Source organism: Pseudoalteromonas sp. CO342X (genome assembly GCF_004208915.1).
GTDB classification, from domain to species: Bacteria; Pseudomonadota; Gammaproteobacteria; order Enterobacterales; family Alteromonadaceae; genus Pseudoalteromonas; species Pseudoalteromonas maricaloris.
Genome location: NZ_SGPH01000040.1, coordinates 256,024 through 281,155 on the forward strand (window position 1 = coordinate 256,024; position 25,132 = coordinate 281,155).

17 protein-coding genes are annotated in these 25,132 nt (G+C 40.4%); 7 read left to right on the forward strand and 10 right to left on the reverse strand.

Features of this window, described 5'->3' with window-relative positions:
* Positions 1–194: 194 nt before the first annotated feature.
* From EXT47_RS20075 to EXT47_RS20085, 3 genes are read right to left on the reverse strand one after another with little or no spacing between them, the layout of a single operon-like run.
* A complete protein-coding gene (locus tag EXT47_RS20075; protein ID WP_010372949.1) occupies positions 195–1,193 on the reverse strand; it encodes a cytochrome d ubiquinol oxidase subunit II in 999 nt (332 codons plus the stop codon).
* Positions 1,186–2,532 carry a cytochrome ubiquinol oxidase subunit I gene (locus EXT47_RS20080; RefSeq protein ID WP_039495168.1) on the reverse strand — a complete coding sequence of 449 codons (1,347 nt, stop codon included), beginning with the start codon at positions 2,530–2,532 and terminating at the stop codon, positions 1,186–1,188. Before EXT47_RS20080 ends, EXT47_RS20075 begins: the two co-directional genes overlap by 8 nt.
* A 15-nt stretch (positions 2,533–2,547) precedes the next feature.
* Positions 2,548–3,093, reverse strand: a complete 546-nt coding sequence (locus EXT47_RS20085) for a GbsR/MarR family transcriptional regulator (RefSeq protein ID WP_010605404.1) — start codon at positions 3,091–3,093, stop codon at positions 2,548–2,550.
* Between the two features lie 249 nt (positions 3,094–3,342).
* Here EXT47_RS20085 and EXT47_RS20090 point away from each other — a divergent pair, with 249 nt between their 5' ends.
* The 4 genes from EXT47_RS20090 to EXT47_RS20110 all read left to right on the forward strand — a co-directional run bounded on the left by EXT47_RS20090 (position 3,343) and on the right by EXT47_RS20110 (position 10,817).
* Positions 3,343–4,527 carry an ectonucleotide pyrophosphatase/phosphodiesterase gene (locus EXT47_RS20090; RefSeq protein WP_130127411.1) on the forward strand — a complete coding sequence of 395 codons (1,185 nt, stop codon included), beginning with the start codon at positions 3,343–3,345 and terminating at the stop codon, positions 4,525–4,527.
* A gap of 475 nt (positions 4,528–5,002) precedes the next feature.
* On the forward strand, positions 5,003–6,592 hold the full coding sequence (locus EXT47_RS20100; RefSeq protein ID WP_039495172.1) for a sensor domain-containing diguanylate cyclase: 1,590 nt from the start codon (positions 5,003–5,005) through the stop codon (positions 6,590–6,592).
* 94 nt (positions 6,593–6,686) lie between these two features.
* Positions 6,687–8,090: a YfcC family protein gene (locus EXT47_RS20105; protein WP_039495174.1), complete on the forward strand. Its 1,404-nt coding sequence runs from the start codon at positions 6,687–6,689 to the stop codon at positions 8,088–8,090.
* Between the two features lie 174 nt (positions 8,091–8,264).
* Complete coding sequence (locus EXT47_RS20110; protein WP_039495175.1) at positions 8,265–10,817, forward strand: bifunctional diguanylate cyclase/phosphodiesterase; 2,553 nt, start codon at positions 8,265–8,267, stop codon at positions 10,815–10,817.
* Between the two features lie 56 nt (positions 10,818–10,873).
* Here the strand turns inward: EXT47_RS20110 and hemH are convergent, their stop codons facing one another.
* Positions 10,874–11,893, reverse strand: a complete 1,020-nt coding sequence (hemH, locus tag EXT47_RS20115) for a ferrochelatase (RefSeq protein WP_039495176.1) — start codon at positions 11,891–11,893, stop codon at positions 10,874–10,876.
* A gap of 236 nt (positions 11,894–12,129) precedes the next feature.
* Between hemH and EXT47_RS20120 the strand changes: the two genes are divergently transcribed.
* The gene (locus EXT47_RS20120) at positions 12,130–13,683 is read left to right on the forward strand and encodes a PAS domain-containing methyl-accepting chemotaxis protein (protein ID WP_039495177.1); all 1,554 of its coding nucleotides are present in this window, start codon (positions 12,130–12,132) and stop codon (positions 13,681–13,683) included.
* A gap of 100 nt (positions 13,684–13,783) precedes the next feature.
* Here EXT47_RS20120 and EXT47_RS20125 read toward each other — a convergent pair whose 3' ends face one another.
* The 4 genes from EXT47_RS20125 to EXT47_RS20140 all read right to left on the reverse strand — a co-directional run bounded on the left by EXT47_RS20125 (position 13,784) and on the right by EXT47_RS20140 (position 18,541).
* Positions 13,784–15,250 (reverse strand): S41 family peptidase, encoded by a 1,467-nt coding sequence (locus tag EXT47_RS20125; RefSeq protein ID WP_084204275.1) that lies wholly within the window; start codon positions 15,248–15,250, stop codon positions 13,784–13,786.
* A gap of 85 nt (positions 15,251–15,335) precedes the next feature.
* Positions 15,336–16,595, reverse strand: coding sequence for a cell wall metabolism sensor histidine kinase WalK (locus EXT47_RS20130; RefSeq protein WP_039495178.1), 1,260 nt, complete (start codon positions 16,593–16,595; stop codon positions 15,336–15,338).
* A complete protein-coding gene (locus EXT47_RS20135) occupies positions 16,592–17,296 on the reverse strand; it encodes a response regulator transcription factor (RefSeq protein ID WP_039495179.1) in 705 nt (234 codons plus the stop codon). Before EXT47_RS20135 ends, EXT47_RS20130 begins: the two co-directional genes overlap by 4 nt.
* Before the next feature lie 36 nt (positions 17,297–17,332).
* Entirely contained in the window at positions 17,333–18,541 is a 1,209-nt protein-coding gene (locus EXT47_RS20140) for a site-specific integrase (protein ID WP_039495180.1), read from the reverse strand.
* 614 nt (positions 18,542–19,155) lie between these two features.
* Here EXT47_RS20140 and EXT47_RS20145 point away from each other — a divergent pair.
* Positions 19,156–19,683, forward strand: coding sequence for a hypothetical protein (locus EXT47_RS20145; protein ID WP_039495181.1), 528 nt, complete (start codon positions 19,156–19,158; stop codon positions 19,681–19,683).
* Positions 19,684–19,734: 51 nt separating this feature from the next.
* Complete coding sequence (locus tag EXT47_RS20150; protein WP_130127412.1) at positions 19,735–22,431, forward strand: ATP-binding protein; 2,697 nt, start codon at positions 19,735–19,737, stop codon at positions 22,429–22,431.
* 166 nt (positions 22,432–22,597) lie between these two features.
* Here EXT47_RS20150 and EXT47_RS20155 read toward each other — a convergent pair whose 3' ends face one another.
* Complete coding sequence (locus EXT47_RS20155; protein WP_130127413.1) at positions 22,598–23,830, reverse strand: DUF642 domain-containing protein; 1,233 nt, start codon at positions 23,828–23,830, stop codon at positions 22,598–22,600.
* Positions 23,831–24,083: 253 nt separating this feature from the next.
* Positions 24,084–25,040 carry a substrate-binding domain-containing protein gene (locus EXT47_RS20160; RefSeq protein ID WP_240701639.1) on the reverse strand — a complete coding sequence of 319 codons (957 nt, stop codon included), beginning with the start codon at positions 25,038–25,040 and terminating at the stop codon, positions 24,084–24,086.
* Between the last annotated feature and the right edge of the window lie 92 nt (positions 25,041–25,132).

Sequence of the window (25,132 nt, forward strand, 5' to 3'; positions counted from 1 at the left end):
CACGAAGTCAGACTTAGCCCGCTCGAATAGCGGGCTTTTTTATGCCTATTTATTGGAGGATAAAGCTTGCTTCGCAGGCATTAGATTTGCAGTAAACAAAAAAGACATATAGCAGAGGCGAGTATTATTCTTAATGCAATAAAAAAGGCAGCGTCCAACTCGCTGCCTTTTGGTTGGGCTAATGTATGCAAGTGTCAATAGTAGGACAAAGGTTGAACCTTGCCCCAAAAGACTCGGTACGAAAATAACGTATATGCAATTAAGGTCGGCACCACAATGACTACGCCATATAATAAGAAAGTAAGAGCTGACGCGTCAGCGACCGCTTCGAAGATGGTTAGCTTGCCAGGCACTACAAATGGGTAAAAGCTATAAACTAAGCCGAAGAAGCAAAGCACAAAGATAAATGCTGAAATCAGGAACGGTAACCAAGCTCCATTATCTGGTGACTTTGGTAGTTTCTGTAACACAAGTTCTAAAATTACAAAGAGCGACAAGCAAATAATCGGGGCTGGTAATACGACTAAGGCCATCGGGAGGTCAAACCAACGCTCATAGATCCACTCATTAATCGCTGGGTTGATGATAGAAACGAGCAACACCCCAACAAAGGCTACTCTCGCAAATTTTTTGCACCAGCTAATCGCATCTTGCTGCAATTGCCCTTCACACTTCATAATTAGCCATGCTGAACCAATCAAGCCATACGCGCAGACAACGCCAATTCCACTAAAGACCGCAAATGCATGGGCAAGAGGGGTATTTTCAAAGCCTATGACATAAAGCCCCAGCATATACCCTTGCGCAAACGAGGTGAGTAGCGACCCAAATTTAAATACTTTGTCCCACCGCCTTTGGCGTTTAACTCTCGCTTTTGCTCTGAAATCAAAAGCGACACCACGCATAATTAAGCCAAAGAGTAAAAACACAACAGGAATGTAGAGCGCCTGCAAGATCATACTATGGGCTTGAGGAAATGCGATAAATGCAAGGCCAACAGCTAAAACTAACCACGTTTCATTAGCATCCCAAAATGGACCGATAGAGGCTATCATTGTGTCTGCGGTTTCTTTATCGTCCAGCGGGATCATCATGCCAACGCCAAGGTCGTAACCATCTAATATTGCATAAACAAGCACAGCGAGTGCCATCAAACCGGCATAGATGAGAGATAGATATTCCGGATTAAACACGAGTCACCTCCTCAGCAAATTCCTTCATGTCGTATTCTTCCACTTCTACAGACTTGCTAGCAGTGTGGAACAAAGTGCGAATATAAGCGTACAGTAAGATTGCATATATCGTCAGATAGCCAATGAGTGTAAATAAGACGTTTTCTGAGGCAATTGTTGTGACTGCATCTTCAACTCTTAAGATACCACTGACGATATAAGGTTGGCGGCCAATTTCTGTGACATACCAGCCTGCGAGGGTAGCCACCCAGCCTGAGAAAGTCATCGCAACAAGCGTTTTCAGTTGCCACTTAGGTAACTCGCCCTTTTTCCATAATGTAAAACGAGTGACAAACGCAACTAAGATCATCAGCATGCCCATCCCAACCATGATTCTAAAACCGAAAAAGACGGGCTTAACAGGTGGGTGTTCACCTTTAAATTCATTAAGCCCTTTAATTTCACCGTTAACGTCGTGGGTAAGAATAAAACTTGCCATATTAGGAATACCAAGCGCGAAGTCGTTACGTCTTTCTTCCTCATTCGGTATTGCGAATAGTAATAGTGGTGCACCTTTCTCTGTTTCCCACACCCCCTCCATTGCCGCAATTTTTTGCGGTTGATGTTTTAGTGTATTTAGGCCGTGTAAATCGCCGACAAAAGCCTGTAATGGGGTAAGCAGAGCCGCAACTGTTAACGCAACGGTTAGCGCTTTTTTGGGAGCATGTTTTTCATCATTTTTCAGCATCCGATACGCACTGACACCAGCTATCAAAAATGAAGCCGTCAGTGCACTAGCTAATAACATATGGAAGAAGCGATAACCGAATGAAGGATTGAAAATAACTTCAAACCAGTCCGTGGGATATACGATACCGTCTCTAAGTTCAAAGCCAGTCGGGGTTTGCATCCAACTATTCAAAGACAGGATCCAAAATGCGGAAAGCGTTGTACCTATGGCGACGATAAAAGTGGCTAAAGTATGTATTTTAGGTGGTACGCGCTTCATGCCAAACAACATGATCCCTAAAAATGTTGCTTCCATAAAAAATGCTGTTAATACTTCATAACCGAGCAAGGGACCTGCAATATTGCCGACTTTCTCCATAAAGCCGGGCCAGTTTGTACCAAACTGGAACGACATGGTAATGCCGCTTACGACACCGAGTGCAAAGGTTAATGCAAAAATTTTGACCCAAAAGCGATAAGCTCTTAACCAAACCGGGTGTTCGGTTAGGTCATACTTGAGTTTAAAAAACGCCAGAAACCAGGCTAACGCGATGGTTATCGTGGGAAAGAGAATATGAAAACTAATATTTGCTGCGAATTGTATTCGCGACAACAACAACGTATCAAGCATGACGCACCTCGCACTTTAAGACTTACGTAATAATTTATCCTTTAAATCTATTACTTTACTCACAGAAGAACCGAGCTTCATCAACGATTGCAATTGCTCTGGTGATAGGCGTTGAAGTTCCGCTGACCACTTAGTGACGGTTTCAAGTAGGTCATGAATGGATTGCATTTGCTGCTGTGCATACACTTCTTCAGGTGAGTTGGCGCTATCTAGGATTTGGTCACGAAGTAGAGTGAGTGTTGGGTCGATTTCCCTTTTTCTTCTCTCTTCAAATACGCGGTTAGCGAGATCCCAAATAGAGCCGTTTGGAGAGTAGTATTCTTTACGGTCGCCGGGAATATGATGCACCTTAACTAGTTGCCAAGATTGCAATTCTTTTATTCCCATACTCACGTTACCGCGTGAAATTTTTAACGCATCGGCGATTTCGTTCGCTGTTAATGGTTTTTCATTAATAACCAACAAACCAACCATTTGTCCTATAGTTCTGTTGAAACCCCAACGGCTTCCCATTTCGCCGCAATGAAGTACAAAATTTTCTATTTTTGGTGATAAGTTCATTGTTCTAAACTTTCAGTAATTATTGAAACTTTAATATAAAGGTCACTTTGACTTAGATCAAGCATTAATTAAGCTCAACTACAACATAGTGAAAGTTAACCCTCCCCGAATATCTATAATTGCCATCCACTGACCGCAAATCAATATAAATTTCAAATCATTGTGATTTAATGCGGCCGCAATCACACGGATTATGCTGCACAGCCTCTTACTTTTGCAGCGGTACTCACATGACACGGGAATTTATACATGCTAAGAATCCTCCTTTTCACCTTATCTATCTTTAGTTGCACTGCCTTTGCTGAGCGCGCGACAACCATATTGATCTCCATCGATGGATTTAGATGGGACTACATTGAAAAACACGATGCAAAGAATATTGCAAATCTTGCGAAGCAGGGCGTCCGAGCGACTAAGCTATGGCCTCAATATCCGACTAAGACATTTCCAAATCACCTGTCTATTGTTACGGGTTTAAAACCAATCAATCATGGTATCGTCGATAATTACTTTTGCGATAAGAAGCGTGATGAGTGTTATAAGATGGGGATGGGTAAAGTGGATAGCTCTTGGATAAGTGGTATTCCCTTATGGAATCTTGTAAAAATGCATGGATATAAATCTGCCGCTTATTTTTGGCCAGAATCAGACGCTAGAATCAATGGTATGACGCCTGACTATTACTATCATTATTCAAAGAAAGCCGATTACAAGAATCGTCTTAATGAAATACACAATTGGCTAAAATTACCAAAAAGCGAAAAACCATTGTTTGTCGCCAGCTACTTTTCTCTAGTGGATTCTATGGGTCATGGATACGGACCAGACCATGAAAAAACGAGAGAAGCAGTACAATTTGTTGATGGCTTAATCGGAGATTTTGTCGCTGCTTTGAAAAAGGACAAAATTAAAGTGAACCTAGTACTCGTTTCTGATCATGGTATGGCAAGTATAGAGCCAGACAAAGCTGTGATCCTCGAAGAGCTAGATATACCTAAAGAATGGACTATCAAAAACAGTGGAACGAGAGTGTCGTTTTATGCGCTAGGCGAAGAAAAACTTGAAGCAAAAGCACTTATACAGCAGTTACGTGAAAAAGCAGAGGGTCGTTATGAGGTGTTGAGTAGTAAGCGAAAACAGCAACTTAATGGCGGTGAGTCTTCTCGTATCGGTGACATTATCCTGCAAGCAAAAGCACCTATTGTCTTTATGCAGAAAGGCAAGCAAGGCTATTATGGTACACATGGGTATGAGGTAACAGCTGATATGGCCGCATTTTTTGTCGCAAGTGGCCCCGCCTTTAAATCGGGTGTAACGATAGAGCAAGCTAGCAATTTAGAAGTTTACCCAACACTTACACACATTATGGGGCTTAAGCCACTTAATGAGCTTGATAGTAGGGGAGAAAATCTATTAAAGCTGGTTAGGCAGTAAAACAAACTATTTATGATGTTCAGGGCTAATGCGTAACTTAGCTCTGAACTAGGTGAGTAGAGTAAGTTACTTTTTATTGGAAGATTTCATCAACCGTTTTGCTAAAGCAAATACAATATAGACAAGAACCAAGGAATTAAGGACAAGCAATGCATCTTTATCAGATACGAACATCCATATCGCCGCAAGCGCAAGGCAAGCAAGTGTAAAGTGGCCAACTAGTGGATTGGTAGTCTTTTTCTTCATTAAGAACTTCGCTGTATTTATGTTCAGATTATTTTACACCTGATAGCTGAGACAATACCAATAATCCGTTCAAAAAACTAAATATTTTTAACCATGTGGTTATAATACGGGCACACAGAATGCGGACGTTCTAATTCGTTATTGGTCTGACCAGAGTTTGATATAGATTAACTGTTTCAACCAAACGAATAGCTAAAATGTCATGGAAGTACATTAAAGAGAATTTTTAGTGGTACAAATAAATAAAGCAAAACATTGGTTAGACCTTAAAAAGCTGATACTCATTCTTGCCACATTATGCGTATTTACATCGTTACTAAACGCATTGTTTTCGAGCTACCAAGTGCAAAAACAGGTGATGGTAAAAGATACGTTAGAGGCAAATCGTGCCTATGCAACTAAGTTAGCAGATGTTACCGATCTCTTCTTGCAATCAGTATTGATGCAACTAAAAGCGTCGAGCGAAACCATTGCGACGCAGCTAGATAACCCTGAGGTGGTTAATAAAGAGTTGAGTCAAATGCTTACAAGGACACATAGTTTTGACTCTATCGTGTTAGTAAACGCAAAAGGTGAAATTATCGGTGCCCAACCAAGTTCACTTGGTGTGATAGGAGCTACACTCAAAAATGAAGTCGAAACTTTGCCACTTCGTGAAAAAGCCCCTTTTATTGTAGGTCCATTTGTTTCGCCGGCTGGGAATTTGATGGTGAGCCCAACTCATCCAATGTTTGACCAAGAAGGAATATTCGTAGGTTTTATCGCAGCCGGGATTTATCTTAAAGGTGACAATATCTTAGGCCGATTATTAGCAAACCATCATCACCAAGACAAAACCTATATTTATGTTACCGGCCCCAACGGTAAACTCATTTATCATCATGATGATCATCGTATTGGGCAAGACGTCACAAAAAATGAGGTCGTTGAATCATTACTCAGCAAAACTTCAGGTTCCGCCCAAATCGTCAATACCCAAGGGGTAGCAATGCTAGCTGGGTATGCTTCAGTACCGACGAGTGGTTGGGGGGTCGTGGCACAACGGCCATTAGAGGTCACGATGTCACAATTAGCGAACACCATGCGTCACGTCTTAAAAACGACCATTCCGTTTACCGTATTCTTGCTGATTTGTGTGCTTGGACTCGGAACCTTAATAGCAAAGCCCCTATGGCGATTAGCTAAGTTATCAGAGCAAGTGGAAGATGGCAGAAACATCGATTTTCCACATGTATCCACATGGTATTATGAAGCCGCGTGGCTTTATCAGGCAATGCATAGTAGTGTTAAGAACTTAGGAGCACAGATCCAGCGCTTTGACGACGAAAGAAAGCAAGATCAGCTGACTCATTTATTCAATAGACGAGGAATGGAAAAGTGGCTAGAGACTGCCTATGAGCAGCAAACTCCGTTTAGCATTATTGCGCTCGATATCGATCACTTCAAACACGTGAATGATACTTACGGCCACGATGTTGGTGATGTGGTAATCAGAAAACTCGCAGAGCTGATGCGCACTAATGCACGTGAACAAGATCACCTATGTCGTAGTGGTGGTGAAGAGTTTTTGATGTTTCTACCGCATGTAGATATAGACAAAGCAGATAGGATCGCTGAGCGTCTGCGCGCATGTACCGCTGAAACTGAGTTTGGCGAGGCGGGACATATCACGATTTCTCTTGGGATCTCTCATTGGCCGCTATGCTCTGAGGATTTGCATCACGCACTTAAACTAGCGGACCGTAGTTTATATCAAGCGAAGGCTAACGGTAGAAACCGCGTAGAGCATGCCGTTTTAGCTAATCATAATGTAGCATAATTGGAAATTCGATATTAAAAAGTGAAATCTGCTCCGAATATCGGTAAGATGCGTTGCAATTTTTACCGTTACCTAATTTGGAGCTGTACTTTCCATGGCAAAAACATTGAAAGTTCCTCATACACTAGTCTTATTGCTAGGTATGATGCTAATTGCATTGCTGTCGACCTGGATTATTCCACAAGGCTTTTTTGATACTGCAACCACTGACACTGGCAGACAAGTTGTACTTGCCGGCACCTACCACGTTGCAGAAGAATCTGTTCAACTTACTCCTTGGGATCTGTTAAAAGCTATTCCTCGTGCTTTTGCTGCTGCGCAAGACGTTATTTTCTTTGTGATGATAGTGGGTGGTGTACTCGCAATTGCACGTGCAACAGGCACTGTTGATGCGTTGATTGGGCGCTTACTTGAGAAAAATGGCGATAAACCACAAAAGCTGATTTTTATGGTAGTGTTCTGTTTTGCAATCGCGTCAAGTGCGATAGGTACTGCAGGTGAATACATTCCGTTTGTGCTGATTTTAGTTGCGCTCTGTAAGGCAATGAAGCTGGATGCCATGACTGCCGTTGGCATGATCATCGCAGGCTACGGTATTGGATACGGTGTGTCAGCATTCAACCCATTTACGGTATTAATTGCCCAGCAAATTGCTGAAGTACCAGTATATTCGGGCATATGGTTAAGATTTGCTATTTTTGTTCCCTTTGTACTGATTGGCTTTCATCATGTATGGAGCTACACCAAAAAGGTACAGCAAAATCCTGAACACTCGATGATGAAAGATGTGCCTTGCCCACTGGCGGGTCAGGCCGCACCTAGCTATCCGCAGCTTAACGGTCGTCATAGAACCATTTTGCTTACTTTTATTGTGACACTTGTTTGTGCAGTTTGGGGAATTGCCACTCAGGGGTGGTATTTATACGAGCTAGGTGGTTTATTTATCGCATGGGGTGTCGTGATTTCAATTCTTGGTAAACTTTCAGCAGACGAAGCTGCAAACCGTTTTATTGAAGGGGTTTCAGACTTGGTCACTACTGCCGTGCTTATTGGCGTAGCTCGTGGTATTGCCCTTATTCTTGAAGATGGTCAAATCCTTCACACGATTGTGCATGGACTTTCAACTCCTCTTTCTTATGTCGCTGCAGAAGTTTCGGCTGTTGGCATGTTACTTATCCAAACGCTTTTAAATATGTTCATACCTTCGGGCTCAGGTCAGGCATATGTGACTATGCCACTGATGGTGCCGGTAGGCGACTTAGTTGGTGTACCAAGACAGGTTGCGGTACTTGCGTATCAGTTTGGTGACGGCTTCTCAAATATGATAGTGCCAACAAATGCGGTATTAATGGGGATACTCGGCATGGCTGGCGTCCCTTACACACATTGGTTTAGATTCTGTATGCCATTGATGGCTAAACTCATGGTCGCTGCGGCAACTGTACTGGTACTCGCTGTGATGTTTGGTTATGGTTTGGACGTACAACCGCAACTGTAGATAAACAAATTTTCTTCTTAGATAGCGCCAATCGGCGCTATCTAACCTTCACTAGACTCAATTTCTCATCACAAAGCAAATTTATTGATCTGTATTTATATTCTATGTAGTTTATTAAGCTATTATTATTTATTAAACAAAAATCTTGGTCGGGAATGAGCCATACAGACTTCTATGAATTTAACGTTTAGCCATTTTTACAATTTAACATCCACTAATCAGCGATATCAATTTGCATTGAAACAGTTGTATGAACGATTTGATGCGGATCATTGTTTTGTGGGTAAATTTATCGATAACGATAAGCGTGTAAAGACCGTGATGTACCTCGCGGATGGTGAAGAAGTCGATAATATTATTTATGACCTTGAAGGGACACCTTGTTTTGATGCTAAAGCAAGCAATGATGTATGTTGCGTCACAAGTGGTTTACAGCAACTTTATGAAGAGGATGAGATCCTTCGCGTTTTAAGCATAGAGGGTTATCTTGGTTTAACTTTGCGAGCATTAGATCATACACCCATAGGAATAATGGTCTGTTTGTTTAATAAAGAAAAACAAGTCAGCCTAGAAGAAAAACTATGGTTTCAAGAATTAGGACACCTGATCTCAACGGAGCTTAGCCACAATTTAGAATTGACCAAACAAGGAATTTTGCTCAAACAACTTGCAAAAGGCGAGCAAATAGCGGACTTATGCACTTGGACGTGGCAACTTAAACAGAACAAACACTACTTTTCCTCTCATCTTAATCATCTACTTAAGACAAAAACTGATTCTCTATCTCTATCTCTATCATTATTACTCGATAAACTCACAATAGAAGATAGTGAACGACTGCGGATAGCTTTAGAGAAAGTCAAACTAGGTGGAACTCGGCATGTTGATTTACAAGTTTCGTTGACCTCTCGCACCGAACACTACGGGTTATTAAGAATTATTGGTCAAGTAGAGTCTGATGAGCAACATAGCGATGAGCTTGTATTCACTGCGACTATTCAAGATATTAGCTATATTTCATCGCTAAATAAACAGCTCGAACTCACTAATGTTGTGTTCGAGCATGCTACAGAAGCCATTATGATCACCAACAATGAAAATAAAATCATTATGGTAAATCGTGCATTTGAGCGACTAACGGGTTATACCGGCTACGAATTATTAGGCCAAGACCCTGCGGTGCTATCATCTGGTAAGCAAGATAAATCATTCTATGAAGCCATGTGGGCGTCGTTGAGCACTGTTGGTCACTGGAAAGGAGAGATCCACAACCGTCGCAAAAACGGTCAGATTTATCCTGAGGAATTAACACTGAGCGTGGTGAAGGATGAGCAAGGTAAAGTCGCTAACTACGTCGGCATCTTTAGAGATATTACTGAATGGAAGCGTAATGAATCTCAACTTACCTTCTACGCTAATCATGAACCATTAACCGCGCTATTAAATCGCCGTAGTTTTATGCAGCGCTTAGAAGAGCAGATCTCAGCTTCTAGAAGTAACAATACCAGTTGCTCACTGCTTTTTATCGGCTTGGATAGGTTTAAAGAAGTCAATGATGTTTTTGGTCCGGAGATTGGCGATAAGGTACTTATTTCTGTAGCTAAACGATTGAAAAATGCAGTTCGCCAAAATGATGTTATCGCAAGATACGGTGGTGACGAGTTTGCGTTATTACTTACTCACAGCGATGTAGAAAGCGCGCTTAAAATTGCGCAAAAGCTTTCACAGAAGCTCTCTCAGCCATATGTATTTAATGAAATTACCATAGAAGTCACTTGCTCTACAGGTATTGCACAGCTTGAGGCAGGCTCTCGGATCACCGCAGCAAATTTACTCAGAAATGCAGCGCATGCACTTAACAGCGTGAAAAAGACCGAGCGCGGACAAGTCGCCTTACACAATGCGGCTATTCAAAACGCCTATTTAAATAAAATAAAGCTCAAAGACAAGTTGAAACAGGCACTGAAAGAAGGAGCGCTTACCGTATATTATCAGCCGATTGTTAATGCAGATACCAACCATATTACAAAGTTTGAAGCGCTAGTGCGATGGTTTGACGATGAGTATGGTATGGTTTCGCCTGGCACTTTTATTCCTATCGCCGAAGAATTTGGTCTCATTCATTTAGTTGGACAATTCGTGCTTGAGCGCAGCTGCCAAGACTTAGCAAAGATCCACCAAGCTGGTTTTACAGAGGTTGGGATCTCTATTAATCGCTCTGTTAGCGAGTTTAAAGCCAGTATTAATCAGGTGAAGCTAATCACGTCTGCCATTGAAAAAGCCAAGATCCCGTATGAAGCAATTACCATTGAAGTTACTGAATCGCTTGCTACAAATCGCTACACTTGGAAAACACTTAACCAACTCAGAGAACATGGTGTCAAAGTTTCACTTGATGATTTTTGCACTGGTTATTCATCATTGAGTAACTTAATAGAAAACCAGGTCGATTACCTAAAAATAGACAAGAGTTTTGTCGACAGCTTAATGTCTGACTACAACAAACAAGTAATGATAGACTGCCTTATTAAACTTAGTGATAAGTTGGGAATTGGTGTGATAGCCGAAGGGGTAGAGCAGTTTACTCAACTTGAAAAGTTACGAGAGCTCGGTTGTCATCACATTCAAGGATTCTTTTACAGCCCCGCAAAACCAATAGATGCCTGCCTTGAGTTACTCACCACAGACGCTTTTGCTGAACAAACACAAAGTGCATTAGAAAAATAAAGGTGTGATATTTTGATATCACACCTCAGAAATAGCAGATTGCTTCTGCGTCTTTATTACAACAGTGGTTTTATCAACGCAGTGATAGCTTTAATGTGATCATCACGGTCGTTTAGCGCAGGAATATAACGATACTTTTCGCCGCCAGCAGACTCAAATACCTCACGGTTTTCAACTTCTAACTCTTCGAGTGTTTCTAAGCAATCGGCACTAAAAGCGGGGCTTAAAATAGCGACATTTTTAATACCTTGACTTGGAAAACTCTCAAGTGTTTTGTCCGTATAAGGTTGCAACCATTCAGCTTTACCAAAACGACTTTGGAAGGTCGTTATCACTTTTTCTTTATCAAGATTAAGTTTTTCAACGACTAAGCGAGTCGTTTGTTGGCAAAAACAATGATACGGGTCGCCTCTATCTAAAAATAACTTTGGTGTTCCATGATATGAAAAAACCAATTTATCTGGCTCTCCATTCGCCTCAAGATCTTCTCTAATGGAATTAGCTAAAGATTCGATATAGAGCGGATGTTTGTGATAGCCATTAATAAAATGCAGTTCTGGTACCCAGCGCCAACCTCTTAGCACCTTTGAGATCTGATCAAAGGTTGAACCTGTTGTCGCGCTGGAATATTGAGGATATAGCGGCACAATGATAATTCGTGTGATGCCTTTTTCTCTTAACTTCTCAAGCCCTGATTCAATTGACGGGTTGCCATAGCGCATGGCAAGCTCAACTTCGATGCCTTCAAAACCTTCACTGCGTAATTGCTTTTCTATTTTATCAGTTTGCGCTCGACTAATGGTTATCAAAGGTGAGCCTTCATCAGTCCAAATTGACTGATAGGCGTGTGCAGATTTTTTAGGGCGAACACGTAAAATTATGCCATGCAAAATCATTAACCAAATTAGTCTTGGAATTTCGACAATACGGGGATCGGAAAGAAACTCAGCGAGATAAACTCTAAGTGCTTTAGCCGTTGGTGCATCTGGGCTACCTAAATTTGTAATAAGAATACCCGTTTTGGAATTAAATCGGCCTTCATGGGGGTTATCTGTTATGGCTGAAAAGCGAGACACCTAACGCTCCTTAGATTATCATTTTAATAGGATTATTTTACAAGAAAGGCTATACGGGAGTAAGCCTAATTTCGATCTAAACTGGCATAAATCAATTTGCGCCTAAAATTAACTCACACTATAGTTGTAATTATCGTTAATTAATCCCTTCTCTATTGCTATTCATGGATTGAGGGCGTATTTTCCTGCAAATCTTTAAGGGAAAATCAATTTTTTGTTAGTTTTGGACATGTCTAATGAGAACCAACCACCCAGTAACCCAAAGAGAAAAAACCTTTTCTCGCGATGTAAAACTCATCTCCGTCACTGATCTGAAAGGTAATATTGTTGACTGCAATCAAGCGTTTATTGATGTTAGTGGATTTTCCCGTGATGAGTTAGTTGGACAACCTCATAATATAGTACGACATCCAGATATGCCACCTGTGGCGTTTCAAACCATGTGGGCGCAGCTTAAAACAGGTAAGCCATGGATGGGGATCGTAAAAAACCGCTGTAAAAATGGTGATCACTACTGGGTCGATGCCTATGTAACCCCAATAACAGAAAATGGCAAAATCATAGGCTATGAGTCGGTTAGAAGCTGCCCAGATAGGGCGACGGTTGAACGGGCAAGTCAACTTTATACAAACGTAAATACTAATAAAGGAAGCAGTTTCAGTCTTCCCAAATTACGTGTTGTTTGGCCAGTATTTAACATCGTCTCGTCACTGGCACTTTGGTATTTTGCTTCAGAATCTGCAGGATTTTTTTGGTTAATGGCCAATATGTTAGCATATTCAGCTTATGCAACTTGGCGCGATAAAGAACAGCTGAGACGACTAGAATCTGAGTTGGCGCACAGTTTTTGCGATGAGATATCTGAGCAAGTTTATTCGACTTGGGATGGCACCATGGCATCAATCCAAGTACGCTTAAAGAGTGAAAGGGCACACCTAGATACAATTCTTACGCGTGTTGAACATGCGGCGCAAAACGTATCAAAAGGAGCGCATACGGCGAGTAAAGAAGCGCGAGCAACTTATGCCGATTTACAAAAGCAGCAAACTGAGACTGAGCTTGTTGCTACTGCCATGAATGAAATGACAACAACCATCAACGATGTCTCTAACAGCGTGCAATTGAGTGCTAAAGATGCTCAAAACTCCCTTGATTTGACCTCTCAAACGGAACAGATCGCTAATAAAACTAAAATTGCTTTTGGTGATTTAAGTAATACCATTGCTGACATCCGCAATTCTGTTGAAGGTGTCTCTAAACAAACTGATAAAATTGCGGCAGCCGCACAAATTATCGAACAAATCGCTGAGCAAACTAATTTGCTAGCACTAAATGCAGCAATTGAAGCTGCGCGAGCTGGTGAGCAAGGTAGGGGCTTTGCAGTAGTTGCTGATGAAGTTAGACATCTAGCACAGCGCACACAAGAGTCGACGAAAGAGATCCATGCAATTATTGAAGAACTAACCAGCAGCACACAAGCGTCAGTAGACATTGCTCAGCAAGGCCAAGAAGAATCGCTTCACGGTATTGATCAGCTGAATCAAAGCACCAATATGCTACAACAAATCACCCAAGCGGTTATCCAAATTAGTGATATGTCGATGCAAATTGCAACTTCGGTTGAGCAACAAGCGGCCGTGTCTGATGACATTAATCAGCAAGTCGTAAACATTGCACAGCTTGCAAACAACAGCCTAGATAGCGCGGACAAAGTGCATCAAGAGAGTAAAGACCTAGAATCGACTGCTAAAGAAATGCACGAGTTGATTGTTCGTTTTAAGCGTAAGTGATGCTATTTAGTTGAGTTAAATGTAGTAGTTCAATCCATCGCTTTTTTGCTAAAACACTTAAATGATAAAAAGGACATCAGTGGATGTCCTTTTTTCATAGCTAAGGCTCATAGCTTAGTAGTGACAATACTTTTTCAATCGCCGCATCTTTGTTCTCTTTTCTAAATGTGATGTCGAAGGGATCGACGTCAACGTCAACAGGAACACCTAGCACTTCCACATTCAAATCCAAACTATTTTCATAGTACTCATTACTCAGCTCATAAATCCAACCATTAGGCAGCATCCGTGGAAAAGTATCAGAGGTAGCACCAGCTGTAGCGCGTCCTACCAGTGTTACTTGAGGGAGCGCAGACATAGCTAACGCAAAGGTTTCGCCAGCACTGAAAGTACCGTTTGAGGTTAGGAGATAAATATCTTTAAGATAATATGGCCTGTCATTATCAGGCTCTGCATAAACCGATGTCAGCTGATGTAACGCCCCAGCATAAAATGTACTAATATCCCAAACAAGCGTATTTTGTGAGATAAAGCGCTTGATTAATTCTAGTGCTTGTATGTCATGGCCACCTTCATTATCGCGAATATCAATAATCAGCTGATTAGTACGGGATAAGTCTGTGAAAATTTCATCCAGTAAATCGTTGAAAGCCGCATTGGCATAACTAATATCTTGACGCTCAATACCTGCTACATCAATAAAGTTTTGAAAATGATAGAGTTTCAAATAACCAATATGTTGACCACCAGTGTTAATCACTCCCCAATTAGGGCCATTTGGACTTTGCTGCTTACGCATTATAAAGTCTTGCTTTGTCTCTTGATCCAGGTATTGTGCAATCGTCATTTGTAGTTGATTCGTTTGCGTTTCAATATATTTTTCAGCAAGTTCACCACTCAAGTTTAGAGCAACCGCTTCTCGTTCTAACCTTTTGGATAGGGTAGGTTTAGCTTCAAAATTTATCGGTTCTTCTTCAAGGCTAAAATAAAGCCTGGTGTGACCATCATTTAGTAGCTCAAGTATTTCACGAAATACGCCTAGTAGTTTTGTCTCATTGGCATCACTTAGCTGCCCAGCATACTGGTTATAAACAGCGTCCCAATCTATATTACGCTCAGAGAAAAATGCATAGTGATTTTTCATATCCAGCCAAAAAAGTTCAAAGATTGCCTGTGCGTCAAAGGTATAGTCACTTTTATCTGAGGTAGATATAAATCCGTCTTTACAGACTTCATCGAGACTGGATATTTCAGTGTATTTTACAGGGCCAGAATCGTAGGGTCGTTTATAGGTAAGCAAGCCTGCACTTTTGGCGCTAAACGCATCAAATAACGGAAGAGGGTCTAATGTCAGAATTGGATAGCAAGAGGAGCCTGTTACTTGCCAGGTCACTAGACGCTCATCAACTATTTGTTTTATTTCACCATAATGTTCCGAATACCAAAGCTCATTTCTTTGCGTTTGTTGAACAACCTCTACGCTGCTTTTATTTTCGTCAAAGTGGCAACCAGCAAGTCCGATACACAAGATTAAAGTGATCGGCCTTAAGTTGAATTTTTTCATCATAACTTCCTATCGATTAAAATATGAAGTTATTTTAAAGTGTAAGTAGTAATTTGATTGTCGCGGATTTGTCAGGGGTTTGTCATAGTTAATAGATCAATATTGAGGACAAATTGATAGTTAGACATGCGCCACCGAGTTCACTTCTGCTTACCGAGACCTCAGCGTCATAGTTCAATAAAATTTCTTTTACGATGGTCAAGCCAAGGCCTGCACCTCGTCTTTTTCCTGAGCGACTTTCATCTACCGTAAAAAAGGCTTGGAAGACTAACTCATGTTTATCTTCAGCAATGCCAATGCCATCATCTTCCACAGTTAAGAGAAGTTGAGCGTTACATAAACTTAGTGAAACACGGATCTGCTCGACTGCAAATTTATCAGCATTAACAATTAAGTTATGAAGCACGCGTTTAACATCTGTTTGGCAGGCTCTTATCCATAATGAGTTTGGACAATTTATAATTATAGGGTGATTACAGTACTTTTCTAAATTGACGATGTATTCATTAATTAGAGTACGCAAATCAAAATTGGAAACGCTGGTCTTCGCGGAAAACTGTTCTACTTTACTGAACTCCAAAATTTCATGCACCAGCATTTCAAGCTCTTCACATTCCTCAAATAACTCTCGAACCAGATTTTTGTTCTTTGGTGGAACATCAAGCAACTCAAGCTTGAGCTGAAGTCGGAATAATGGCGTTTTGAGCTCGTGAGATACGGCTCTGATCATATTCCTTTGCTGTGCAAAGGCACACTCTAATTTTTCAGCCATTTGATTAAAGGCGTAATTGACACGTCCGACTGCTAAAAGTCCGGTATCAGCACGTTTAGATAACAATCCTTGTGCAATTAATTTACTAGCATGTTCTAACCTAGAAAGTCGAAATTGCAACCAAAGTGAGTGCAACAAAAATAGGACTAAGATTAGTCCTAAGGGTAAACCATACTGAATAAAATTGAGGATTGCCCCAGCAGAGCCTTGCACTCCAAGCGCAGAAAACGCTATTAACTCTTTACCTTGTATTTTTGCGATTACGGTTTGTAATTCCTCATCATAAACGTTTTCGATGACTAACTTAGTCGTTTGCTCAAATGCAGGTTTATCTAGTGTCTGTACTTTTAGATTACTTTTTTCAGAGATCTGGGCAAGTAAAGCTTGCCACTGAGCATCATCCAAGCCAGGACGAGCTGCATCTAAAGCATAAACATAGGCTAGATAATCTAGCTCTACATCCTTTTTCAGCTCTTTTGAGAAATAACTTGTAGCTAGAGAAGTCAAAAGGGGGTTTATCACTAAAAACACACTAACAAAGAGTAAGCTTGCAAATGCAAAACGTATGCTTGTCATTCAGTTTCCTTGCTATTTACAAAAATATATCCTTTCCCTCTTACAGTGATGAGGTGTTGATAGGGCATTTCATCACCGATAACCTTTCTTATCTTCATTATTTTATTGTCAACTGTACGATCGAAACCATCAAATGAGCGGCCGTACAGCTGAGTTGAAATCTGGTCGCGACTTAGAATAGAGTCAACATTAGACGCCAAAAAATGGAATAATGTGTATTCACTGTCTGAGAGACCAAGCGGTATACCATCTTGGCTTGCTTGCCTTGTCGATGAGTTAAATGAGAAGGGGCCAACACGGATCACGTGCCCATTTTGCTGTTTATTCTCACTTTCTTCTGCTAAGCGAACTAGTTTTCGAAATCTCGCTAGGATAATTCGTGGGTTGACTGGCTTATGAATAAAGTCATCAGCCCCCATTTCTAATAGCGTAATTTCGTCTATATCATCGTGACTCGCGGTTAACACAATCAATTTACCATTGTACCTGTTTTGTAGTGACCTACAGATCTCGAAACCATCTTTATTTGGCAACATCAAATCAAGCAATACAAAATCTGGCTGAAGTTGCAGGACATGCGCCAATCCGCTCACTCCATCATTTTGGATACTCACGATAAAACCATGTTTTTCAAAGAAGCGCCTAAGCAGTTCCGCAAGGCCTAAGTCATCTTCAATTATTACCAATGATCTTGAGCTCATATATACTCCTTAAAATCCAGACCGAACGCTCAGAGCCTAAATCTTCCGTTTCAAACCCGATTTGGCGCGTTCTTTAATATTGGTTTGAATATAAATTTGATCTGTTGTTGCGATTTTAGCGTGACCTAAATCTTCAGATAGATGCTTTAGCGGTCGGTGTTGCGCATCATGCGTTGCACCTGTATGTCTTAGCCAGTGTGAAGTTGCGGCTTCGAGTTGCTCTGACTCTTCTGTAAAGCCATCTTCCTTTAGTTTAGCCACTGCTAAGTCAAAACTTTGCTGAACAATACGGCGTAATTGACGAACGTTCATACCGCCTTGGCCCCTTAGTTTATGAACAATTGGGTAGGGCTCATCAACGCGAGGTAGGGCGCTTAACCCCCGGTACTGCCGGTAACGCTTTAAATAACTGATAAAGTCTTCGCTAAGCGTTACATCCCTTAGCTTATTGCCTTTACCCATAATTCTTAGGTACCAAAAGTCATCTTGATCTTGCCAAAAGTGGCTCATTACTGGTGACCAATGAGGGCGGTCAGATAGCTCTGAAATGCGTAAATACAAGCCTTTTAAGCAAGCTAATACGAAAAGATTTCGTTCTAGGTCCGGCTGCTGTTCACTTAAATCACGTGTTACACCAAAAACATATTCCCATTGCAAATCACTCAGCGTATCAGGAAGATTGATTTGCGATTGAACCACTAAATACGGGCTATTTTTCTTAACCACTGGAACAAAGTTAGCAAATGATTTTTCTTCTAAAATGGCAAACTTGTAAAACACATTGAGCGCGGTAAACATTGCTGCCAACGTTTGCTGGCTAGCGCCGTTTTCTTTGAGAACAAATGGCCGCCAATTTTCGTTAACCTGACGGATACCTTGGTTTTGCTTATAACGCCACTGCACAGAAGTTTGTGTCCATGCGTTATCTGGCTCTACCACAAAATCCACATATGCCTCGATGTCTTCGCGTTTTAGCTCAAACACTGACTTCTCAGCAACCAGCCACGACCATAAATAAAAGCGCTCAAGCTCATTACGAAAGCGGTTAAAAGTTGCTTCAGACTTACGACCGTAAACATACAAAAACTGAAATAAGAACTGTAGCTCGCTATGTACCGGTAGTGATTTACCATGACGAGCCAAGAATTTTTCCAGCTCTGGATATTCATGCCCAAGCGTATCATCTTCAAGATGGGCGATTTGATACCTAAGCTGCTTTAAAGTGTCGACCAGTGGTAAAATCATGATAAGTCCGATATTGGTTAGTATTGGACATATTATAGTAATTCAGATATGTATTATGCAATACTGTATAAATAATCCCATAATTTATATTATGTTAAATTTGTTGTGTGGCGTTTTTGACCGTCATCTGAGACCCCTATTCTAATTTCTTTCGTCGCATTACAACAGCAACTTTAGATTCATATCATCAATCATGCAGTTATCCAAAGCACAATTTAAGTTGTATCTCCATAAGCTATTAACGTCTTTAGCTGTTGTACTAATTATTAGCAAAGGCATCGTCTACTTTGGGTCGGAATTATAAAATAAAAAATTAGCTCTTAACTAAGTGTTTACAGTTGGTGCTCTACAGATCAACAATAGTAGAGAGAAGATCTTTAAAGATTAAGCTCACAGTACTTTTGTAGTTGAAGATATTTTAGCTGCAAATAAGATGGTAGATGTGGTCTTGCAAATTATGTTTTCATGCGAGATCTGCATACCGTAGCGTGGCCTTCTAACACTTAAACAATCCATGTCATTGTTGTAGGAGAAATTCTCTAGATACGACTCAATAACGTATTGATTGAAACTGTTGATGAAGGGACGCATTTTATGACTAAAAGGAAATCTCTATGTTTAAAAAGATACTACTTCCAATCGCTGCAACTATGTTTTGTATTAGTGCGGCTAACGCCCTAACTCCACTAGAGGACCGTGCTCGAGTTTCTAGGATGAATGCCGATTTGCTGTTGCCTGATGGTTCTACATTAAATGTAGACGTGTCATTCGATTGTGGTAGCGACTATAAAAATACGGCGCTTATGGTGATGAGTGATTCTGGAGCTCAGCTATTAGCGGCAGCCTACACACATTTATATGGTGTTGAAGCCGGTGAAGCGGTAATGCATTCTTGGAATAATAAAAAGAATGAATCTGATCCTCGTAAACCGACCTATTTGTTTGTACTTGCTGAGCGTGAAAAGCAATTTGATTGGGAAAAATCAAAAGGTGACAATCAAAAACTTAACAAAGGCTTAAAGAGTGTTACAATGGAGCGTAATATAGTTGATAAAACGGCATCTGGAGAAACTAAGAACGATTTGCCTATCGTCGTAGCGGGTTGTGGTGTAAGAGATCACAATGCGTACGAGGTCAACTAGGAAGTAAGGCCAGCTCTTGTGGTTGGCCGCATTTAATGAATGGATTGTTTCATGCGTATCTTCGTATTTTTATTTCTTACTGCCCTTTCATTGCAGTTACAAGCGTTCCAATTTGAACATCTAAATGGCGTCGTTCATGACTCAAACGATAACTTTTATTTGTCCTCGCACAATGGAGTATATAGATACGATGGTCGTCATTTTCTTCCTTTAAGTAAAGCTGCTGGATTACCAAGCGGTTTAGTTCGTGATATTAAACTGCAACATAAAACTTTGTTTTCTTTGTACTCTAATGGTGACGTTTGGCTCACCGATCTAACAAGTCTAGAATCGAAAAAAATAGCGTCTGTGGAAGCGACAAAACTTGCCTTAACAAACTCATCGCTTTTCACTTTAGGAAAATATGATGTTAAAAGGATTGATCTTGATTCTGGAGTAGTTAGTACAATATACAGCAGTTCAAGCCGAGTTTTAGACATTGACGCGTTTGCAAACTTAGCCTACCTAATGACCAGAGATGGTGTGTTTATAGTACAAGATGGTGTGATTAAAACTGTTGAAGCACTAAGCATTGATAACGGAAATTTAGCGGCAACACCACATGGCGTTGTTTATTTCGTTAATAATAGGATGAGTTACTACTCTACCCTACAGCAGCAGCTTATCTCTAATATGGAAATACACAATGCTGATAATATCGTGTTTGCTTCCCCCTATTTTATCTACTTTACAGATAACGAAAGTGTCAATGAAATCACACTCACAGACCTAAATATTACGAGAACCGGTATTAATACTAAGAAGAAAAACTACAGCAAGTTACATGTAGATGGTAAAAATCGGGTGTGGGGTTTAAGTCTAAACACATTCGAACCTATCGAAGTTGGTCTTAAGTCTTCTGAGTTGTCGTTAGGGTCTAAATACAACGTACTTGAAGGCGTTGCTGGAGAATTGTGGGTTGGCACTACAAAAGGCATTTTTCAAAAGGCCGACAGAAATCATTTTGAGCCATTAACTTGGTTAAATAATCAAATATCTGCACAGGCATTTGAGGTCACGGCCTTTCAACTATTCAATCGCGGTCTCGCGATAGGAACCAATGTGGGTACCTATTTTGTGGATTTAGCGAGTAAGAAAATAACAAAAGTTCATGATGATTATGTACTAAATTTTTCAGTGATCGATAATAATTTGCATATCGCAACAAATGGTTATGGGGTTGTGGAAGTTGATTCACACTTAGAATTGATAGTAGATAAAAAGCTTAGACAATTGCTTCCTAGTTTAGAAGTTTTAGACATTAATCATAGTGGGAACTATATCTATGCAAGCACCAAACAAGGGTTGTTGGTTGTTGATACACAAGAGTGGACGCACCGTCTATTTGAAGACGGTGTAGTTGTCACTGACAGTTTTGTTACAGAGGAAGGCCTATTTGCAGCGACTTATGGAAAAGGTGTCTGGTTTAAACCCAATAGTGGAGTTTGGCAAAAGTTAAGCTCACCAAATTTTGTTAAGGAGTTTGTGGAGTTTAATGACAATTTGTATTTAGCGACCAACAATGGTGTCCACATTATAGAAAGAGGCGCGGATCATACAAAATTGGTACCTGGAACAAAAGCGCACTCTTTTACGATAGGAAGTCTTAAGGTTCTGGGCGACAAGCTTTATGCTGCCAGTTCAGATTTTATATTTGAGCTGACAACGGCACCTTCAGTCGATCTTTATGCTCCAAAGGTAACAAGTGTCACTCTGGATGGTAAAACCTATTTGGAGTTTTCTGAACTGGTTAGTCAGCATCCAGCTATTGAAATAACGATTAGTGACTACAATTTTGTAGATCAGCATGTCAACTCGTTTGAAGCAAACATAAACGATACTGGATGGCAAAAATTGTTAGCTGCAGGAATCCAACTTAGCAATCTAAAGCCAGGAGGATACGATATTTTATTTAGGGTTGAGAATAAGGGACGCTTCAGTGATGTTACGGCGCTGACTTTTAACGTGGCTGCGCCATGGTATTCAACACCTTTAGCTATTTCAATGTATGCTGCTTTGGTCTTTATCCTAGTAATTGCGATTTCTGTGTATATATATATTTGGGTGCAGAGTTTTCATAAAGTTTTCAGGAATAATCAACGCCAATACCAAAAAGAAGACTTGAGTGATGCTGTCCTTAAAGTTGCCGAGGCTAAAAAGTTGTGTAGCGGCAATGACATTATGATTTCAGGAGGTTTAGACAAACTCGACCAAGCACTTTTGAAGCTCGAACCACTGGCACGAGGTCATGCGGCACTTGGAAAAGAAAAACTGAGCGTTGCTATCGGTATGTTGCAGGCTCATTGCTCATATATGAGTGATATGGAGCTTAATTTCAATATTTCTATTGGTGAGACACAACTTAAAAAACAGTTGGAAAAAGATATTTACAGTGTAACCTACCATTGTGTTGATAATGCGCTTAAACACTCAAAAGCAACGCAACTCAGCCTGTCCATTAGTAAACAACAAGATCAAATTCACGTAATTATTTCTGATAATGGCAAGGGAATGGCGCTTTATTCACGACTTCATTTCGGATTAGGGATATATACCATAAAACAAATTGCGAAAAGCTATAAAGCCAAGTTGAGTATTAAAAGCTCAAAAAAAGGAACTGCTATTCGCTTTGTGTTTCCTCTTTTAGAAATTGGCAGGCCGAGCAAAGAAGAAATTCAAAAAGAGGTTTTAGAGAGAATGAAGGATTAGACACGCTAACCAGTCTTTTTATCTTACAGATTTTATATGTCTTGGAAGTATCAAAGCGGCTTCGCTAAGGTCTTTACAAACTTAATCTTCTAATATAAAACAATCAACTACTTTAGCTATAAACAAAAAAGCGAGGATTCCCCTCGCCTTGCTTAATTAGATAGACCTATTCGCAGTAATTCGCTACATACGTTAAATCGTTGATGTGCTCCGGACCATCCATAACAAAGGTCGCTTGTGCCGTATTTGGATTCAATGTGTAGATCTTCGCATCTTCACCTGAATTACGACCAGACACGTATAATGTGCCGTCAGAGCTTACTGCTAAACCTGAAGCCCAATTTACACCATGCTCGCCAACAAGATCTAAAGTCATGTCGCCTTTATCTAGCGTGTAAAGTGCTTTACCTGTTAGTACGTAAATCACGTTTGTATCTGCTGAATAGGCGATATCACCATGTGAGAAATCATCACCTGCATAGCTTAGTTTACCAAGTACTGTTTTTGCACCTGTTTGCATGTCAAACTCATATAGATAAGTTTTGCTGCTTGCAAGTAATTTAGTACCGTCTGGCGTTACTGCTGAACGGTATAATGGCCATGAAACCGCATTAGCAGCTAGAGTCTGTTCTGCACTATCTAGTGAAACTTTCCAAAGTGATGAAGCTTTAGATGCACTGTCGTTTTGTTCCATAAAGTAAAGTGCGCCATTGTGCGCAGCAATATTTGAGGCTGTGTTAGCGACGCCGTCAACGTATGCATAGGTACCATTTACCATGTCAAATTTATAAACATAGCTATTGCTGTTTTCACCAAAGTTATTGATGCCATACACGCCTAATTTACAAGTTACTGGCGGCTCTGGAGGTGTAACTTCCTCCTCTTCTGTCACGACGATGTTGTCTAATAACGCACCATATGAGTCAGAAGTACCTAAACCCTGAAAACGTAACTGTGTCGAACTACCTGTTGCTTCAACAGTATACTCGTACTTTGTCCAGCCACGAGTCGTTGCATTCATCGTCACTAGTGTATTATCGCCAAACCATGCACGTGCGCGATTAGTTGAATCATTGTTTATCACTCGAGGTGAGTAATAAAAACTCACTTTATACTTCTTACCAGCCGTTGTTGGGATATTCTGGTAGATTGTATAATTTGCAGTCGAGTCAAGCTCTAGATATTGATTGCCATCTTGAGGCACGGCAATACCAAGGCTTTGCTTTTGAATTTCGAATTTGGCACCTTCTCTGCTCCAACCTTGGAGATTGTCAAATAACGCCCAATCACCAGAAATATTGCCTGATGTTTCAAATGAGCCGTTAACGACTAAATTGTCGGCAGCACTTGCTGTACCAATAACTGACATTAACGCCAAGGTTGCAAAGTTAAGTTTCATAGCCACTCCAATAAAATAGAGTTAATGTAAATTTTTTGTTTACATTAACGTCACTCAATATACTACCATTGTCGTATTTTTTAAGTTGGCGGTCAATGAATAACCGAAAAACCAGATTTTATGATGTTTTACGTCTCTAAACAGGTTTTTAAATTGATACTTTAGTATTGTTTTTGTAGCGTGAAAAATAGGTGTTGAAACCTATCCATTATTTTGACTGAAGCTTAGGTTACGTATAACAAGGTCATTAAAGCTAGTGGTTAATGGTACATCTAAGAATGTTTGTTTGATTGCAGTAATGAAAGTCTAAGTAGTAGCTATCCTCGGAGGGCGCCTGGCCAAGCGCTATCGTATTATAAAGCAATTCCGCTCCTTTTCGGCCCATTTCATAGGGGTTTTGGCCAATATTGATTGTTGAAAGTCCCTTTTCCAAAGCTTTAAGTTGCATCTCTTCTGTATCTGCGGAAATGATCACTGCATTGTTATTTTTGATCTTCTCTTTGTATGGCAATACGCGTTCAATATAATTAGAGTGAAATTGGGCGAAGCCTGCTACAGCAATAAAAATCGGGGGGGCTTCATAACTTAGCAAGGTCAATAGTTGGCTTATCGCATCTTCTCGTTTACCCATAGTATAAAGTGGGCATCGTTCGTACTCTTGCCACCCCTGTTTGAGATCATTTTCTGTTTTTGTAAGATTGTCTATTGTATGTGTAGAAAGAGCATATCTAACGCCTTTAATTCTTTTATCTAAATTAGGTGTTGAGTGATGACCTGTTTGAATACAAAACGATTGAAGCGCCGCCTTTTTATAAGGCTTGGCGGCTTCTCCTAGTGCAACACCAAATGCAAAGTTATCGGTTCCTACATAGGCGAGACGGTAATCTTTATGCTCTGTTAAAAGGTCAGAGTCAAAAGTGATCACTGGGATCTTCAATTGCTTCGCCTTTTTGAGTGAACGTGACACGAGATAGTTTGAATCGGTAGTTGATATTAATAAACCGTCTACCTTTTCATTCAATAGTTCGTTAATAATAAGGCTTTGCGTTCTAAAATCTTGATAGTCGTCTGCACCATCGTAGATACATTCTACATTTGGATGTTGTTTGGCAAAGTCTACACACCCTTTATACGATTGTTCATAAAAGGTGTCATTTTTAGTTTTGCCTACAACCGCAATGGTTATTTTCGCTTGTGTACTTTGACTCACTATCGCAAACAATATTAGTCCAAATACCAAGGCACAACGGGAGAATAGATTTTCCTTTAACTTCATGTTTAGAGTGAAATAATTTTCTTAAA

Excerpts from the sequence above, each read along its gene's own strand:
- EXT47_RS20105 (WP_039495174.1), top strand. The coding sequence starts at position 6,687 with ATGGCAAAAACATTGAAAGTTCCTCATACACTAGTCTTATTGCTAGGT.
- EXT47_RS20135 (WP_039495179.1), bottom strand. The coding sequence starts at position 17,296 with ATGAGCTCAAGATCATTGGTAATAATTGAAGATGACTTAGGCCTTGCG.
- EXT47_RS20130 (WP_039495178.1), bottom strand. The coding sequence starts at position 16,595 with ATGACAAGCATACGTTTTGCATTTGCAAGCTTACTCTTTGTTAGTGTG.
- EXT47_RS20085 (WP_010605404.1), bottom strand. The coding sequence starts at position 3,093 with ATGAACTTATCACCAAAAATAGAAAATTTTGTACTTCATTGCGGCGAA.
- EXT47_RS20110 (WP_039495175.1), top strand. The coding sequence starts at position 8,265 with ATGAATTTAACGTTTAGCCATTTTTACAATTTAACATCCACTAATCAG.
- EXT47_RS20090 (WP_130127411.1), top strand. The coding sequence starts at position 3,343 with ATGCTAAGAATCCTCCTTTTCACCTTATCTATCTTTAGTTGCACTGCC.
- EXT47_RS20150 (WP_130127412.1), top strand. The coding sequence starts at position 19,735 with ATGCGTATCTTCGTATTTTTATTTCTTACTGCCCTTTCATTGCAGTTA.
- EXT47_RS20140 (WP_039495180.1), bottom strand. The coding sequence starts at position 18,541 with ATGATTTTACCACTGGTCGACACTTTAAAGCAGCTTAGGTATCAAATC.
- EXT47_RS20120 (WP_039495177.1), top strand. The coding sequence starts at position 12,130 with ATGAGAACCAACCACCCAGTAACCCAAAGAGAAAAAACCTTTTCTCGC.
- EXT47_RS20080 (WP_039495168.1), bottom strand. The coding sequence starts at position 2,532 with ATGCTTGATACGTTGTTGTTGTCGCGAATACAATTCGCAGCAAATATT.
- EXT47_RS20125 (WP_084204275.1), bottom strand. The coding sequence starts at position 15,250 with ATGATGAAAAAATTCAACTTAAGGCCGATCACTTTAATCTTGTGTATC.
- EXT47_RS20155 (WP_130127413.1), bottom strand. The coding sequence starts at position 23,830 with ATGAAACTTAACTTTGCAACCTTGGCGTTAATGTCAGTTATTGGTACA.
- EXT47_RS20145 (WP_039495181.1), top strand. The coding sequence starts at position 19,156 with ATGTTTAAAAAGATACTACTTCCAATCGCTGCAACTATGTTTTGTATT.